Genomic DNA, 16,028 nt, shown 5'->3' with positions numbered 1-16,028 from the left:
TCGCGTCTGTACGCAGCTTACTCTTACTTGGCGAACAGCGATTCCATGTTCTTGAACGCCTTGAATTCCAGGGCGTTGCCCGACGGATCCAGGAAGAACATCGTCGCCTGCTCGCCCACTTCGCCCTTGAAGCGGATGTAGGGCTCGATGACGAAGTCGGTGCCGGCGTCGGTCAGCTTCTTCGACATGTTCTCCCATTCTTCCATCGACAGGACCACGCCGAAGTGGCGCACGGGCACGTTGTGCGAATCGACGGCGCTGGTGGCCTTGTGGCCGCACTCGTCGGGCGACCGGTGCGCGACGATCTGGTGGCCATAGAAGTTGAAGTCGATCCACTCGGGCGAGCTGCGGCCCTCGCTACAGCCCAGCAGGTCGCCGTAGAACGTGCGCGCTTCGGCCAGGTCGCGGACGGGGAAGGCCAGGTGGAAGGGGGGCATGGCGGCTTGGGCAGTCATGGAAAGCTCCGATCAGACAGGAATTGAATCAAAGAGGGTGACGCGTAGTGTATGGATTGTTTTTTTGATTGAAAAACGATATTTTTTTGGCCTGAGCATCAAGAAAATCGATTGTGATCCGAGAATTCAAGACTTTCATCGCGGTGGCGCGCGAGGGAACGTTCACCGGGGCGGGCCGCCAGTTGGGTCTTACCCAATCCGCCGTCAGCGCGCAGATCCGCCGCCTGGAAGAACACCTGGGCGTGGCGCTGTTCGACCGCACGGCCAAATCGGCCGAACTGAACGTGCATGGCCGCGAGATGCTGCCGCAGGCCGAGGCGCTGGTGGCCATGGCCGACCAGATGGTGAGCATGGCGGGGGCGGGGCGCGTCAGCGGCCTGCTGCGCGTGGGCGCCATTGCGTCGGTGCAACAGGATCTGCTGGTGCGCGCGCTGTCGGCGTTCCGCGCCAACTATCCCGACGTGCGGGTGCGCATCGTGCCCGGCGTCTCGCTGAACTTGCTGGGCCACGTGGATTCGGGCGAGGTGGACCTGGCGGTGATGCTGCGTCCGCCCTTTGCGCTGCCGCCGGAACTGGGCTGGCAGCCGCTGCTGCGCGAACCCATGGTGCTCGCCGCGCCGCGTGCGTCGCCGCCGGCCTCATGGCGCCAGTTGCTGGCCACGCAGCCGTTCATCCGCTACGACCGCTCGTCGTTCGGCGGCAGGCTGGTGGATGGGTTTCTGAAAAAGCAGCGCCTGAGCGTGCGCGAGGCGATGGAACTGGACGAGCTGGACGCCATCGCCAATCTGGTGCGCGAAGGACTGGGCGTGGCGCTGATGCCGCATACGCGGCAGTTGTCGACACGCGGCCTGCGGCTGCTGGATCTCGGCGAACCGTCGTTCTGCCGCGAGATCGGCGTGATCGCAAGGGTGCCGTTCGACAGCGCGCCGTTGACGGCGCAACTGGTGAACAGCCTGGCTGCCGCGGCGGCGTGAGCCCGCCGCCGCGTGCAAAGCCGCCCTACACCCGGTCGCAGCGCACGGTGACAGGCAGGCTGCGCAAGGCCGCCATCACCGCATCGTCGACCTTGCCGTCGACGTCGGTGATCACATAGCCCACCTGGCCGCGCGTCTGCAGGCTCTGGCTGACGATGTTCAAGCCGTGTTCGGCCATCAGGTTGTCCAGCGCGCCCAGCGCGCCCGGGGCGTTGCGGTGCACGTGCAGGATGCGCGCCGTGCCCATGGGTTCCAGGTAAGGCAGCTCGGGGAAATTCACCGCCGTCTTGGTCGTGCCTGCCTGGATGTAGCGCACCAGCTTCTCGGCCACTTCGCGGCCGATGGCTTCCTGCGATTCCTGCGTGCTGCCGCCGATGTGCGGCGTCAGGATCACGTTGTGCATGCCGACCAGCGGGCTGGACAGCGGCTCGTCGGCGCTCTTGGGTTCGACCGGGAACACGTCGAGCGCGGCGCCGGCCAGGTGGCCGGATTGCAGCGCGTCGCGCAGCGCTGGCAGATCGACGACCGTACCGCGCGAGGCGTTGATCAGGATGGCGCCGCGGCGCATGCGCGCCATCGTCTCGGCGTTCATGATGTTCTCGGTCGACTTGCCGCCCGGCACGTGCAGCGTGACCACGTCGGCCTGCTGCAGCAGTTCGTCCAGCGAGCCGGCGGCGCGCGCATTGCCCAGCGGCAGCTTGGCCTCGACGTCGAAGAACACCACGCGCATGCCGACCGCCTCGGCCAGCGTGCCGATCTGCGAACCGATGTTGCCGTAGCCGACCACGCCCAATGTCTTGCCGCGAGCCTCGAAGGCGCCGGCGGCGGTCTTGTCCCAATGGCCGGCGTGCACGCGCGCATTCTTCTCGGGGATGCGGCGCAGCAGCAGGATGGCCTCGCCCAGCACCAGTTCGGCCACCGAACGGGTATTGGAGAAGGGGGCGTTGAACACCGGCACGCCGCGCTGCATGGCGGCGTCCAGGTCGACCTGGTTGGTGCCGATGCAGAAGCAGCCCACCACGCGCAGGTCGGGCGAAGACAGCAGTTCGGCATCCAACTGGGTGCGCGAGCGGATGCCGACGACTTCGGCGCCGCGCATGGCCGCGGGCAACTCGGCGGGCGGCAGCGACGCGGCATGCGCGACGATGTCGGTGTAGCCGGCCGCCTGGAAGACGGCGCGTGCGCTGGGATGGATGTTCTCGAACAGGACGATCTTGGCCATGGCTGCCGGGCCCTCATGCGAATTGAGATTGATTTCACATTGTGGACTACTTGGCGTGCTGCGACGCAAAAGGCCCTGGCGGTGGTGGGGCGAATCAGGGTTTGCCCAGGGGTAAGCGACCGGAAGCGGGGCATTGAGGTGGCCTGGGCCCACGCATCTGGAACCAGGCCCAGCCCAGGCGCCCGCAAAAGAGAACGGCCTCGCGATGCGAGGCCGTCGGCGGCGGATGGGGTCAGCCCTCGTTGCGGGCCACGCGCTCCGCCGGGAAGCGCAGCGAGAAGATGCTGCCCTTGCCGGGTTCGCTTTCGATGTGCAACGCGGCGTCGTGGCGCATGGCGATGTGCTTGGTGATGGCCAGGCCCAGGCCGGTGCCGCCCACGGCGCGCGATCGGCCGCGGTCGACGCGGTAGAAGCGTTCGGTCAGGCGGGGGATGTGGCGCGCCGGGATGCCGATGCCGGTGTCCTGCACGCTGTAGCGGGCCGACCCTTCGTCATCCTGTTCCCAGCGCACGGTGATGCGGCCGCCATCGGGGGTGTAGCGCACGGCGTTGGTCAGCAGGTTGGCCACGGCCGAGGCCAGCTCGCTGCTGCTGCCCAGCAGGTGCAGGTTGCCGTCGATGTGCCAGTCGAAAGTGTGCCGCCCGCCCGATAGCGCTTCGATCTGTTCCCGAGCCTTTTGCAGCATTTCGGTCATGTCGACCGCCACGGGATCGGCGCTGGGCGAGGATTCGAGCGTGGACAGGGTCAGCAGGTCCTCGACGATGGCCTGCATGCGCTGGGCCTGCTCGTGCATCATGCCGACGTACTGGTCGCGCTGCGCGGCGGGCAGGGCGTCCGCGGGCATGTCGCGCAAGGTTTCCAGGAAGCCGGACAGCACGGTCAGCGGCGTGCGCAGTTCGTGCGACACGTTGGCCACGAAGTCGCGGCGGGTGGTCTCGAGCTTCTCGATCTGCGTGACGTCGCGGGAGATCAGCAGGCGCTGGTCGCTGGCGTAGGACGTCAGCTGGATCATCATGACCCGTTCCTGGCCGTTCTGCGTCAGGCGCAACAGGATGGGCTCGGGCCAGTCGTTGCTGTGCGCGTAGGCGACGAACTCGGGCGAACGCAGCAGGTTCAGCAGGTTGCTGCCGCGGTCGGCCGGCAGGCGCAGGCCGAGGTGGCGGCGCGCCATGCGGTTGCACCAGTCGATCTGGAAGTCTTCGTTGAGCGTGACCACGCCATCGGGCAGGGCCTGCGCCGCCGCCAGCATGCTTTGCATGGCGTCGCGCGTATCGGCCAGATCGCGCGCGCGCACGCGCAGGTGCCGGTAGAGCGGGGCGAGGATGTCATCCCAGGCGCCCACGCCGACGGGCGGCGAAGTCTCGGGATGGTGGGCCCAATGGGAGACCCGCTGCAGGCGCCAGCTGCGCCACAGCAGCACGGCGGACACCGCCACGCTGAACAGGATCCAACCTGCCGGATCGCCGAGCAGCCATTCGGCTAGCGCGGAAAGGGCTGCCCAGAAGGCGATCAGCAACAGCGTGCGCAACCAGACCATCTTGGGGGATCAGCGCGCCGGCAGTTGGGCGGTGAAGCGGTAGCCGCTGCCGCGCACGGTTTCGACGTGGACGTCGTGGCCGCTGGGTTCCAGCGCCTTGCGCAGGCGGCGGATGTGCACGTCGACGGTGCGTTCTTCCACGAAGACGTGGTCGCCCCACACCTGGTCGAGCAGTTGCGAACGCGAGAACACGCGCTCGGGGTGCGTCATGAAGAAGTGCAGCAGGCGGAATTCCGTGGGGCCGATCTGCAACTGCTGGGCATTGCCCGACAGGCGGTGCGTGACCGGATCCAGCTTCAGGCCGGCGACGTCGATGATGTCGTCGGTGAGCTGCGGCGCGCGGCGGCGCAGCACGGCCTTGATGCGGGCCATCAGCTCTTTGGGCGAGAACGGCTTGGTGATGTAGTCGTCGGCGCCGGCTTCGAGGCCGTCGACCTTGTCTTGTTCGGAACCCTTGGCCGTCAACATGATGACGGGAACGGTGCGGGTACGTTCGTCTTCGCGCAGTTTGCGGGCCAGCGACAGGCCCGACGTGCCGGGAAGCATCCAGTCGAGGAGGATGAGGTCGGGCAGTTCGGCGCGGATCAGCGTCTGGGCTTGTTCCGCGTCGAAGGCGCGTAGGACCTTGTGTCCGGCGAATGACAGGTTGACGGCGATCAGTTCCTGAATGGCGGGTTCGTCTTCGACAACAAGTATGGTGCTGGACATATGAGAGCAATACCGATGTGCGCCGGCGCGGCGCGAACGTTGCGATAGTATGGCCGGAATATTTCAGGTATGTGAATGACTGTCATATTCCAGGCGCTGCACCGTGGCGGATCGGCTACCATTGGACCATAACCGGGATCCCTACCATGCAGAACACCTCTTCTTCCGACGCGAAGGCGTCCGGCCAAGATACGACCCACTTCGGCTTTCAATCCGTCCCTGAAAACGAAAAGGCGCGCAAGGTCGCGGAAGTCTTCCATTCGGTGGCCTCCCGCTACGACGTCATGAACGACCTGATGTCGGGCGGCCTGCATCGCATCTGGAAGGCCTTCACCATCGGCCGCGCGGCCATCCGTCCCGGCATGCGGGTACTGGACATCGCTGGCGGCACGGGCGACCTGGCCCGCGCCTTCGCGCGCCGCGCCGGCCCCACGGGCGAGGTCTGGCTGACCGACATCAACAATTCCATGCTGCGGGTGGGCCGAGACCGCATGGCCGACAGTGGGCTGCTGCTGCCCGTGGCCGTCTGTGACGCCGAGCGCCTGCCGTTCCCCGACGGCTACTTCGACCGCGTCAGCGTGGCCTTCGGCCTGCGCAACATGACCCACAAGGATCGCGCGCTGGCCGAGATGACCCGCGTGCTCAAGCCGGGCGGCAAGCTGCTGGTGCTGGAGTTCTCGCGCGTGGCCAAGCCGCTGGCGCCGGCCTACGACTGGTACTCCTTCAATGTGCTGCCCTGGCTGGGCAAGAACGTGGCGAAGGACGAAGCCAGCTACAGGTATCTGGCGGAATCGATCCGCATGCACCCCGACCAGGAAACGCTGGCGGGCATGCTGCGCGAGGCCGGCCTGGAGCGTGTGCAGTATTTCAACCTGACCGCCGGCGTAGCGGCGTTGCACGAAGGCGTGCGACTGGGTTGATACAAACTGAAAGGAACTTGTAGCGGCCTTGATTGTCCGTTATTCTAGGTTCATTCAGTTTTTTGTAAGATTAGTGGCGCTGGCCGCCTCGCGGCCCGACAGGTCCTTCTGCGGGGAAGGGCGGCGCACATCGAGGAGCACATCAGAAATGTCCCGAATCCATCTTTCCCGGTTCATCGCCGCGGCGCTGATCGCCGTCTCGGGCGTCGCCATGCTGGCGACGACCTTCGACGCCGAAGCCCGCCGCGCGGGTGGCGGCGGCAGCGTCGGCCGCCAATCGTCCAACGTCACGCAGCAGCGCCAGGCCACCACGCCGCCATCGGCCGCGAACAATACCACCGCCGCTGGCAGCACCGCCGCCGCGGGTTCGGCTGCCGCGGGTTCGGCCGCCGCGGCCGGTGCGCGCAGCGGCGCTTCGCGCTGGCTGGGTCCCATCGCCGGCCTGGCCGTCGGCCTGGGCCTGGCGGGCCTGCTGTCGTCGCTGGGCCTGGGCGGTGCGTTCGCCGAGTTCATGGCCAGCATGCTGCTGATCGCGCTCGTGGTGTTCGCTGTCGTCTTCCTGGTGCGTCGCCTGCGCGGCGCCTCGTCGGGTCCGCGTCCGGCTTTCCAGGGCGCCGGCAACAACAACTACCGCGGCAACGCGCAAGCGCAGCCCATGCAGCGTGAAGCGCTCCGCGCCGCTCCGGCGGCCGCCCCTGCCGCTGCCGCTGCAGCCGCCACGCTGCCCAAGGCCGGCGAAGACGGCAACTGGTACATCCCGGGCGACTTCGACACCCAATCCTTCCTGCAGCAGGCCAAGCAGCAGTTCGTCAGCATCCAGGCGCTGTGGGACACGGGCAACGTGGCCAACCTGCGCGAATACCTGACCGACGACCTGATCGCCGAACTCAAGCCGCAGCTCGAAGCCCGCGCCGGCGCCGCCAACAAGACCGACGTGGTCCTGCTGAACGCCGAGATGCTGGGCATCGAAACCGTGTCCGATGGCCACCTGGCCAGCGTGCGTTTCTCGGGCATGCTGCGCGAAGATCCGAACGCCGAGGCGTTCCGCTTCGAAGAGGTGTGGAACCTGTTCAAGCCGGCGCAAGGCGGTTGGCTGCTGGCAGGTATCCAGCAGATCCCCGTCGAATACGCCAGTTGATCGCTGCCCCGCCGGCAGCCGGCGGCCCGCAGTGTCGAACCGGCCCTCGAGGCCGGTTTTTCATGGTGGGTGCCGGACGACCCGGCGGCGTTCGGGCGGTATGGGCGAACCCGGTAAACTGCCGGTTTGCTTCCGCCCGGCCGCACGCGGCCACTCGATCGATTCCATGTCGCCTTTTTCCGCCCTGCCCACTTTGCCGCGCCTGGCCGCGGGTGCGCTCAATGCCCTGACAGGCCGAGAGCCCTGGGCGCGTGAGCGCCTGTCCCGGCACGCCGGCAAGACCGCGCGTTTCGCCTTGGCGGGCCAGACGGTTTCGCTGACCATCTCCACCGATGGCACCGTGGTGTCGGCGGACGACGCCATCGTGCCCGACGTCACGCTGACCTTGCAGTCGGACAAGCTGCGGCCCGACCGCCTGCTGGGCGGCAAGCCGGATTTCGCCGAGGTCACGCACATCTCGGGCGATGCCGCGCTGGCGCAGGCGGTGGCAGACCTGGCCCGTGACCTGCGCTGGGACGCCGAGGGCGATCTGGCGCGCGTGGTGGGCGACATCCCCGCCACGCGGCTGGCGTCGGGCGTGCGCATGCTGACCTCCGGCCTGCGCAACGCGGGTCAACGGCTGGCGGCCAACATGTCCGAATATCTGACGGAAGAGCAGCCGGTGCTGGCGGGCAAATCGCTGCTGGACCAGTGGCGGCAGGACCAGTCTGCGCTGCAGACCGATACCGATGCGTTGCAGCGCCGTATCGCCGAGCTGGACGCGCGTCTGGCGCGCCTGGCCGCCAAGCGGGGAGCCTGACGCCATGTTGCCGATCCTGCCCCGCCTGATCCGTATTCTCTTCGTCGCCTTCCGCTACGGACTGGACGATCTGGTCCTGTCCAGCCTGAACCATCCCGTGGCCACGCTGGTGTTGCGCGTGATCCGCCTGGGCACCCGCCCGCGCGCGCCGCGCGGCCAGCGCCTGCGCCAGGCCCTGGAATCGCTGGGGCCCATCTTCGTCAAGTTCGGCCAGGTGCTGTCCACCCGGCGCGACCTGATCCCGATGGACATCGCCAACGAGCTTGCGCTGCTGCAGGACCGCGTGCCGCCGTTCCCGTCGGCGCAGGCCGCGGCCAGCATCGAGGCCGCGCTGGGCGCGCCGCCGCAGCAGCTGTTCGCGCAGTTCGACATCGATCCCGTGGCGTCCGCCTCGATCGCGCAGGTGCACTTCGCCGTGTTGCACGATGGCCGGGAAGTCGCCGTCAAGGTGCTGCGTCCGGGCATGCTCGACGTCATCGACAAGGACATGGCGCTAATGCGCATGGTGGCCGGCATCATCGAGCGCATCGGTCCAGACGGCCGCCGCCTGAAGCCCCGCGAGGTGGTGAGCGAGTTCGACCAGTACCTGCATGACGAGCTGGATCTGGTGCGAGAGGCCTCGAATTGCAGCCAGCTGCGCCGCAATTTCGGCCCCGAGACGGGCCGTGGCGACGTGCTGATCGTGCCCGAGGTGATCTGGGAGTACACCACCAGCACGGTGTTCACCATGCAGCGCATGTACGGCATCCCGGTCGGGCAGATCGACCGCATGCGTGCGGCCGGCATCGACATCCCGTCGCTGGCGCGCAGCGGCGTCGAGATCTTCTTCACCCAGGTGTTCACCGACGGCTTCTTCCACGCCGACATGCATCCGGGCAACATCTACGTGTCCGACGACCCGCGCACCTTGGGCCGCTACATCGCGCTGGACTTCGGCATCGTCGGATCGTTGTCGGAATTCGACAAAAACTATCTGGCGCAGAATTTTCTGGCCTTTTTCCACCGCGATTACCGGCGCGTGGCGCAATTGCACATAGAATCCGGCTGGGTGCCGCCCGATACCCGCGAGGAGCTGCTCGAAGGGGCCATTCGGGCGGTCTGCGAACCGTATTTCGACCGGCCGCTATCCGAGATCTCGCTGGGCCAGGTGCTGCTGCGCCTGTTCCAGACCTCGCGGCGCTTCAATGTCGAAATCCAGCCGCAACTGGTATTGTTGCAAAAGACCCTGCTCAACGTGGAAGGGCTGGGCCGCCAGCTGGATCCGGACCTGGATCTCTGGAAAACGGCCAAGCCCTACCTGGAACGCTGGATGCACCAGCGGGTGGGTCTCGATGGACTGCGCAAGAACCTGGCCAAAGAAGCCGGGCAATGGTCGCAGATGCTGCCGGCTTTGCCGCGTCTGATCCACGACAGGTTCAACCGGCCCGATGTCGGTCCCGAATTGTTGCGGGAAACGCAACGATTGAGGGTGGCCCAGGAGGCGGGCAATCGCCTGCTGACGGCCCTGACGGCGGTCCTGGCATTGGCAGTCGCCGTGGCGCTCTGGGCGCTGACACGGTAATTACACACTTGGGGACGTCTCGGTCATGTTTTTGTCATTAAACTGTCATTACAGTTTCTCGTAACCTGGCGTCAAATGAGCCTTATTAAGATCGCCTTGTGTACGGTGCGCCGTCCGCGCGTTCCTTTCCCCTGTACGCACTGAGCGGCGCGAGCCCATACCGAGCGGAAACCCATAAAGGGCCCATCAATCATGCTTTATCCTGAACTCTTCAAAACCATGGAAGCCGTCCGTTGGAACATGGCTTCCGACATCCCCTGGGATGACTTCGACCGCAGCAAGCTGACGGAAGATCAGGCCCAGACCATCAAGATGAACGCCATCACCGAGTGGGCGGCACTGCCGGCCACCGAGATGTTCCTGCGCGACAACCGCAGCGACAGCGACTTCTGCGCGTTCATGTCGGTCTGGTTCTTCGAAGAACAGAAACATTCGCTGGTGCTGATGGAGTACCTGCGCCGTTTCCGCCCCGACCTGGTGCCGACCGAAGAAGAACTGCACAAGGTGCGCTTCGAGTTCGACCCGGCCCCCGAGCTGGAAACGCTGATGCTGCACTTCTGCGGCGAGATCCGCCTGAACCACTGGTACCGCTGCGCCGCCGACTGGCACACCGAGCCGGTCATCAAGGCCATCTACCGCACCATCGCCACCGATGAAGCGCGCCACGCCGGCGCCTACCTGCAGTACATGCGCCGTGCCCTGCACGATCGCGGCGAGCCGGTCAGCGTCTCCGCGCGCCAGTCGTTCGCCAAGATCGGCGTGCTGATGGCTTCGGCCAGCCGCACCGCGCAGGCCATGCACCCGACCAACCTGCACGTGAACAAGGCCTTGTTCCCGAACGACACCGTGCAGTCGCGGCTGCCCGAGCCGGGTTGGCTCGAGCACTGGCTGGACACCCAGATCCGTTTCGACAACGGCTGGGAAAACCGCGTGGCCAGCCGCATCCTGCACATCCTGTCCAAGCTGCTGGACCGCAATTTCGAGACGGTGAAGGATCTGAACCGTTATCGGAAGGAAGTCATGGGCCGCATGCCCGGCGGCAAGGATGCCGGCGACAGCAGCGGCATCATCCTGGCCAACTGATCGCAGCGGGTTCGCCGCCGTCCCGAGGACGGCGGCAGCCGCGTAGAATGCCCGGCATGCCTGCCCGTTTCGATACCAAAGTCCTGTCCCGCGACGCCGTCATCGCGGCTGTCGCGCATCTGCCGCGTCCGCTGGTCTTCACCAACGGGGTGTTCGACATCCTGCATCGCGGCCATGCCACCTATCTCGACCAGGCCGCCCAACTGGGCGCCACGCTGATCGTGGCCGTGAACACCGATGATTCGGTGCGCCGCCTGGGCAAGGGCAGCGACCGGCCGCTCAATGCCGAGGCCGACCGCGCCGCGCTGCTGGCGGCCCTGGGCTGCGTCGATCTGGTGACCTCTTTCCACGAAGACACGCCCGAAGCGCTGATCGGCCAGTTGCGCCCCGACATCATCGTCAAGGGCGGCGACTATGACATGGCCAAGCTGCCCGAAACCCGCCTGGTGGAAAGCTGGGGCGGCAAGGCGGTGGCCATTGCGTTCGAGCACGAGCGCTCGACGACGGCGCTGTTGAAGAAGATCCGGCAGGCATAGGGCGCCAAGGTCGTTCAAAACGTCCTTGGCTATATGAGGTCTTCATGGGGGGTCATGCATCGCCAGGCATGATGCGCTTCATGAACTCATCGAATAGGGGGACAGTAAAAGCGGTGTCCCCATGAGTCGGACTCCAGATCATGCCCTTGGCGATCAGGGTGCTTCGGACGGGCCCAAAGGCCGCAACGGCTTTCCCTTGTTTTTGTGCGATGTCGCCAGACCTGTGAGGGCCAGGTCCCAGTTCCGCCATGGCGCGTAAATACTTCTTCTCTGCCGGCGTGAGACGATCAAAGCGAACGCGGAAGAAACTTTCATCCAATGCGGCGATGGCCTCACGAGACGCTATTTCGACATCCTCTGCAGAAATCGGACTTGCATCGGCGACCTCCCATGCACACTTTCCCCACTCCTGCAGGAAGTAGGGATAGCCTTGGGTTTCTCTAATGATTGCAGCCACTGCGGCTGGGTCAATGTCGACGCCTTCTTCCTTGGCTGGCAGAGTGATCGCCAACGCCGCATCGGCGTCGTTCAGCGCGCCAATCTCGGCAAAATCGAACAGTCTTTCAGCGTAGGACTTGGCCTCGCCCATGCGGCCGCGTAGCTGTGGTAAACCCGCTCCGACCAAGGTAACGGGCAATTTCTGTTGTGCGCATCGGTGGAGTGCCGAGATCAACGCTGCAAGCTGCTCTTCCGGGACGTATTGGAGTTCGTCAACGAACATCGCGACCACGGTATCCGCAGCCCTAGCCGCTCGGCCAACTTGCTCCAGCAGCGCAGCAAGGTCTCCTTCCAAGTCTCCGTTGTCGGCGAGGCCTGGTTCGGACTCGTAATCAAAGCCAACTTCGATGTCGGCAAATGACACCTTGAGCCGCTTTGCAAAACCTGTGAGCGCCCGCAGTCCTCTGATGGCGTAGTCTTTGGCGGCGTCTACTCTGCTCAAGCGCAGCAGCGCCAAGCGGAGTTGTGGCGCCAGAAGCGCCGGCAACGATTTGTTTTCTGGAGCTTCGATGCGAACTGTCTGCACTGCTCGGCCTTCCGCATCGGTGCGCATCTGATCCAGCAGGACGGTCTTTCCGACGCCTCGGAGGCCGAGCAGCAATACGCTTTTGGCTTGTCTGCCAAGCTTCAGTCGTTCCAAGCACACACGGACTTTTTCGCGAATGTCGTCCCGTCCCGCAAGTTCGGGCGGCGGGCTGCCGGCGCCGGGCGCATAGGGATTGATGATGGGGTCCATGTGTATGGAAATTAGGGAAGTTAGTGTTTTTTTATAATTTCACTAATTTTTCTACAATGCAAGATCAAAATAACGGAATGCCGGCGCTGTGACAGGTGTTTTGCCAGACCCCCGCCGGCACTGCCCTTGAACACGCCCTTACGGTTTCGGCAGCCGCAGCAACCGGTTCACCGCATCCAGGTCGCTTTCGGCCAGGATGCCGCTGACCGCTTTCAAGCGCAATCCATCCAGCAGGGCGCCATAGCGCGCCTGCGCCAGGTCGCGCTGGGTGGCGTAGAGCTGCTGCTGCGCGTCCAGCACGTCCTGGTTGATGCGTACGCCCACTTCGTAGCCGATGCGGTTGGCCTCGACCGCCTGCCGGCTGGAGCGTTCGCCTGCCTCCAGCGCACGGATGCGCGCCAGGCCCGAGGTGACGCCGCTGTAGTAGCGGCGGGCCGATTGCACCGCCTGGCGCCGCGAGGCCTGGTAGTCCTGGCGGGCCTTCTGCTCCAGTTGCACCTTCTCGGTGACCAGCGAGGACACGCCGCCGCCCGAATACAACGGAATGGACAGCACCACGCCGATGCTGTTGTCGATCGGCCGGCCGGGGGCTTCGCTGCCCTGGCGCATGCGTGCGTCCGTCGCGCTGCCGCTGCTGGCGCGCAGGTTCACGGTGGGATAGTGGCCGCTGCGTGCGATCTGGATGTCGTGGCCCGCGATGCGTGTCTGCAACTGAGCGCGCAGCACGCTGATTCCGGAGGATTCCGCCTGGCCCGACCATTCGTCGATGCGCGAGGGCTGCGGCGCGGGCAGGCTGACGCCGGACGGCAGTTCCGCCAGCGCGCCGGGCGGCGTGCCGATGATCTGGGCCAGTTCGTCGCGGCGCACGTCCAGCGCATTCTGCAGGTCGAGTTCCCGGGCGACGACCAGATCGTAGCGGGCCCGGGCCTCGTAGCTGTCGGCGATAGTGGCGTTGCCCAGCTCGAAATTGCGTTGGGCCGCGGCCAGTTGTTCGGAGACGGCGGCCTTTTCGGCCTCGGTGGCCGACAGGGTGTCCTGGGCGGCCAGCACGTTGAAATAGGCGTCGGCCACGCGCAGCAGCAGATCCTGGAAGGACTGCTGCAATTGCAGTTCGGTGTCGGCCACGCGTAGCTGGGATTGCTCGTAGCGCTGCCAGCGATTCCAGTCGAACAGCGGCTGCGTCAGCACCAGCGCCCAGTCGGCACGCGTGCCGTCGTAGGCCGTGAAGCCGCGGGTGGAGTGCGTGGATTGGTAGGCGCCGCCGACCTCGGCACTGACGGCCGGCAGCAGGCCGGCGCGCGCTTGCGGCAACTGTTCGAGCCCGGCGCGGTAGGCTGCGCGGGCAGAGGCGTAGACGGGATCGCTGCCCAGCGCCTGCCGCCAGACCTGCATGAGGTCTTGCGCACTCGCGCCTTCACTCGCGGCGCCGCAACAAAGCAGGAAAGCCGCAAGCGAGAAGGCGCGCATTCGTCAGAACTTGAACTGGGACACCGCGGTGCCGCGCAGCGGCTTGATCACGGTTTCGAACAGGTTGACGGTTTCGAAGCTGGCGGCGGTGGTGCGGGTGATGCGACAGGCGGTCATCACCGGCGCCTGGCCGACCACGACGACCATACGGCCGCCCACGCGCAACTGATACTTCAGCGCGTCGGGCACCGAGGGCACCGAGCCGGTGACCAGGATGGCGTCGAATTCGGTGGAGCCCCAGCCGTTGCGGCCGTCGCCGGTTTCGACCTTGACGTTGCCGACGTTGTTCATCTGCAGGTTCTGCTGGGCGAACGCGGCCAGGCGGCTGTCGATCTCGACCGAGGTGACCTGTTGGGCCAGGTGGCCGAGCAAGGCGGCCTGGTAGCCCGAGCCCGTGCCGATCTCCAGCACGCAGTCGCTGGGCTGCAGCAGCAGGTCCTGGGCCAGACGGGCCTCGACGCGGGGCGGCAGCATGGTTTCGCGCGTGTCGACCGCGTTGATCTGCAGCGGCAGCTCAGTGTCGGAGAAGGCCAGGGCGCGCAGCGCGGGCGGCACGAACAGTTCGCGGCGCACCGCGAACAGGGCATCCAGAACCTTGAGGTCGAGCACGTCCCAGGGGCGGATCTGCTGTTCCACCATGTTGAAACGGGCGTGTTCTACGTCGGGCAGAGTTGAGGCGTTCATGACTGTGAGGCGGGGGTGAATGTCGCGGGCCATTGTAGTACCGGCAGGGTTGCCGTTACCACCATGCGTGGAAATGATGCACCGGGCCGTGTCCGCCGCCGATATCCAGGCGGTCGGCGTGGCGGATGGCTTCGGTCAGGTAGGCCTTGGCGCGGCGGGCGGCTTCGGGCACGTCCTCGCATTGCGGCAGCAGGGCGGCCAGGGCGGCGGACAGGGTGCAGCCGGTGCCGTGGGTATTGCGCGTTTCGAGGCGCGGCGCCGCCAGTTCGATCATGCGGTCGCCGTCGTGCAGCAGGTCGATGGCGGCCTCGCCGGGCAGGTGGCCGCCCTTGAGCATGACCCAGCGATGCCCGGAATGCGCCATCTTGTTGCGCAGCCGTTCGGCCACCCGGCGCATTTCCTTGATGGTCTCGACGGGGCGCTCTTCGAGCAGCACGCCGGCTTCGGGCAGGTTGGGCGTCAGCAGGGTGGTCTGCGGCAGCAGGGCCTCGCGCATGGCGCCGACGGCTTCGCGTTCGAGCAGCAGGTCGCCGCTCTTGGCGACCATGACGGGATCGAGCACGACGTGCGTGGGCGTCCAGCGCGCCAGGCGCTCGGCCACGGTGACGATGACCGGCAACTGGCCCAGCATGCCGATCTTGACGGCGTCGATGCGCACGTCGGCGAACAGCGTGTCGATCTGCTGGGCCACGAAGGCGGGCGGCACCGGCGAGATGCCGGTGACGCCCTGGGTGTTCTGCGCGGTGAGGGCGGCGATGACGGCGCAGCCGTAGGCGCCCAGGGCGCTCATGGCCTTGACGTCGGCCAGCACGCCGGCGCCGCCCGAGGGATCGACCCCCGCGATGGAAAGCGCGTGCGGGACGCGGCGCCCGGAGGACGGGGAGTGGCTCATTGCTTGGTCGCGGTGATCAGGCCTTCGGTAGGCGAGCTGGGGATGGCGCTGTACAGCTTCCTGGGCATGCGGCCCGCCAGGAAGGCTTCGCGGCCGGATTCGACGGCCTTCTTCATGGCGCCGGCCATCCGTACGGGATTCTGCGCATGGGCGATGGCGCTGTTCATCAGCACGCCGTCGCAGCCCAGTTCCATGGAGATGGTGGCGTCCGACGCCGTGCCCACGCCGGCATCGACCAGCACCGGCACCTTGATGTGGTCGATGATGAGGCGCAGGTTCCAGGGGTTGAGGATGCCCATGCCCGAGCCGATCAGCGAGGCCATCGGCATGATGGCGACCGCGCCCAGGTCTTCCAGCATGCGGGCCTGGATGTGGTCGTCGGCGCAATAGACCATGACCTTGAAGCCTTCGTCGACCAGCGTCTTGGTGGCTTTCAGGGTTTCGGGCATGTTGGGGAACAGGGTGTGCGAATCGCCCAGCACTTCCAGTTTCACCAGGTCGTGGCCGTCCAGCAGCTCGCGCGCCAGGCGCAGGGTGCGCACGGCGTCGTCGGCGGTGAAGCAGCCGGCGGTATTGGGCAGCAGGGTGAATTTCGACATCGGGACGTAGTCCAGCAGATTCGGTTCACCGGGGTTCTGGCCCAGGTTGGTGCGGCGGATGGCCACGGTGACGATCTGCGCGCCGCTGGCGTCCAGGGCGGCGCGGGTCTGTTCGAAATCCTTGTACTTGCCGGTGCCCACGATGAGGCGCGAGTCGTACTCGCGGCCGGCGATGCTCAGAGTGTCTGCGGTGGTCATGACTGTGCGGATCAGGCGCCG

The 16,028-nt window shown here is 66.2% G+C and carries 16 protein-coding genes; 7 read left to right on the top strand and 9 right to left on the bottom strand.

The genetic code is table 11. The features are described from left to right. Window positions 1-23: 23 nt before the first annotated feature. On the bottom strand, window positions 24-455 hold the full coding sequence (locus A7W11_RS19890; RefSeq protein WP_066417741.1) for a VOC family protein: 432 nt from the start codon (window positions 453-455) through the stop codon (window positions 24-26). Between the two features lie 113 nt (window positions 456-568). Between A7W11_RS19890 and A7W11_RS19885 the strand changes: the two genes are divergently transcribed. Next, the gene (locus tag A7W11_RS19885; protein WP_066417739.1) at window positions 569-1,429 is read left to right on the top strand and encodes a LysR family transcriptional regulator; all 861 of its coding nucleotides are present in this window, start codon (window positions 569-571) and stop codon (window positions 1,427-1,429) included. A gap of 25 nt (window positions 1,430-1,454) precedes the next feature. Here A7W11_RS19885 and serA read toward each other — a convergent pair whose 3' ends face one another. From serA to phoB, 3 genes are all read right to left on the bottom strand, one after another. Then, window positions 1,455-2,651 carry a phosphoglycerate dehydrogenase gene (gene serA, locus A7W11_RS19880; protein ID WP_066417737.1) on the bottom strand — a complete coding sequence of 399 codons (1,197 nt, stop codon included), beginning with the start codon at window positions 2,649-2,651 and terminating at the stop codon, window positions 1,455-1,457. Between the two features lie 232 nt (window positions 2,652-2,883). Beyond that, window positions 2,884-4,188: a phosphate regulon sensor histidine kinase PhoR gene (gene phoR / locus A7W11_RS19875; RefSeq protein ID WP_066417734.1), complete on the bottom strand. Its 1,305-nt coding sequence runs from the start codon at window positions 4,186-4,188 to the stop codon at window positions 2,884-2,886. 9 nt (window positions 4,189-4,197) lie between these two features. Beyond that, window positions 4,198-4,896 carry a phosphate regulon transcriptional regulator PhoB gene (gene phoB / locus A7W11_RS19870; protein ID WP_066417728.1) on the bottom strand — a complete coding sequence of 233 codons (699 nt, stop codon included), beginning with the start codon at window positions 4,894-4,896 and terminating at the stop codon, window positions 4,198-4,200. Window positions 4,897-5,042: 146 nt separating this feature from the next. Here phoB and ubiE point away from each other — a divergent pair, with 146 nt between their 5' ends. The 6 genes from ubiE (at window position 5,043) to rfaE2 (ending at window position 10,933) form a co-directional block, all read left to right on the top strand. Continuing rightward, the gene (gene ubiE / locus A7W11_RS19865; protein ID WP_066417726.1) at window positions 5,043-5,816 is read left to right on the top strand and encodes a bifunctional demethylmenaquinone methyltransferase/2-methoxy-6-polyprenyl-1,4-benzoquinol methylase UbiE; all 774 of its coding nucleotides are present in this window, start codon (window positions 5,043-5,045) and stop codon (window positions 5,814-5,816) included. Between the two features lie 148 nt (window positions 5,817-5,964). Then, entirely contained in the window at window positions 5,965-6,954 is a 990-nt protein-coding gene (locus A7W11_RS19860) for a Tim44 domain-containing protein (protein ID WP_066417722.1), read from the top strand. 166 nt (window positions 6,955-7,120) lie between these two features. Then, on the top strand, window positions 7,121-7,753 hold the full coding sequence (locus tag A7W11_RS19855; RefSeq protein WP_066419290.1) for a ubiquinone biosynthesis accessory factor UbiJ: 633 nt from the start codon (window positions 7,121-7,123) through the stop codon (window positions 7,751-7,753). Between the two features lie 4 nt (window positions 7,754-7,757). Continuing rightward, the gene (gene ubiB / locus A7W11_RS19850; protein ID WP_066417719.1) at window positions 7,758-9,314 is read left to right on the top strand and encodes a ubiquinone biosynthesis regulatory protein kinase UbiB; all 1,557 of its coding nucleotides are present in this window, start codon (window positions 7,758-7,760) and stop codon (window positions 9,312-9,314) included. A 192-nt stretch (window positions 9,315-9,506) separates the two neighbouring features. Beyond that, window positions 9,507-10,397 carry a ferritin family protein gene (locus A7W11_RS19845; protein ID WP_066417713.1) on the top strand — a complete coding sequence of 297 codons (891 nt, stop codon included), beginning with the start codon at window positions 9,507-9,509 and terminating at the stop codon, window positions 10,395-10,397. Window positions 10,398-10,453: 56 nt separating this feature from the next. After that, window positions 10,454-10,933, top strand: a complete 480-nt coding sequence (gene rfaE2, locus A7W11_RS19840; protein ID WP_066125895.1) for a D-glycero-beta-D-manno-heptose 1-phosphate adenylyltransferase — start codon at window positions 10,454-10,456, stop codon at window positions 10,931-10,933. 52 nt (window positions 10,934-10,985) lie between these two features. On the opposite strand, the gene A7W11_RS19835 is transcribed toward rfaE2, so the two are convergent. From A7W11_RS19835 to A7W11_RS19815, 5 genes are all read right to left on the bottom strand, one after another. After that, window positions 10,986-12,167 carry an ATP-binding protein gene (locus tag A7W11_RS19835; RefSeq protein WP_066125627.1) on the bottom strand — a complete coding sequence of 394 codons (1,182 nt, stop codon included), beginning with the start codon at window positions 12,165-12,167 and terminating at the stop codon, window positions 10,986-10,988. Window positions 12,168-12,305: 138 nt separating this feature from the next. After that, window positions 12,306-13,634: a TolC family outer membrane protein gene (locus A7W11_RS19830; protein ID WP_066417704.1), complete on the bottom strand. Its 1,329-nt coding sequence runs from the start codon at window positions 13,632-13,634 to the stop codon at window positions 12,306-12,308. A gap of 3 nt (window positions 13,635-13,637) precedes the next feature. After that, window positions 13,638-14,318, bottom strand: a complete 681-nt coding sequence (locus tag A7W11_RS19825) for a protein-L-isoaspartate O-methyltransferase family protein (RefSeq protein WP_066417701.1) — start codon at window positions 14,316-14,318, stop codon at window positions 13,638-13,640. Window positions 14,319-14,373: 55 nt separating this feature from the next. After that, window positions 14,374-15,210, bottom strand: a complete 837-nt coding sequence (thiD, locus tag A7W11_RS19820) for a bifunctional hydroxymethylpyrimidine kinase/phosphomethylpyrimidine kinase (protein ID WP_066417698.1) — start codon at window positions 15,208-15,210, stop codon at window positions 14,374-14,376. Next, a complete protein-coding gene (locus A7W11_RS19815) occupies window positions 15,207-16,007 on the bottom strand; it encodes a thiazole synthase (RefSeq protein ID WP_066417695.1) in 801 nt (266 codons plus the stop codon). The genes thiD and A7W11_RS19815 overlap by 4 nt, the downstream gene beginning before the upstream one ends. Between the last annotated feature and the right edge of the window lie 21 nt (window positions 16,008-16,028).

The organism is Bordetella ansorpii (assembly GCF_900078315.1).
GTDB lineage: Bacteria > Pseudomonadota > Gammaproteobacteria > Burkholderiales > Burkholderiaceae_B > Bordetella > Bordetella ansorpii.
Note: the sequence above shows the minus strand (reverse complement) of the source record. Positions and strands in the feature narration are given on the sequence as shown.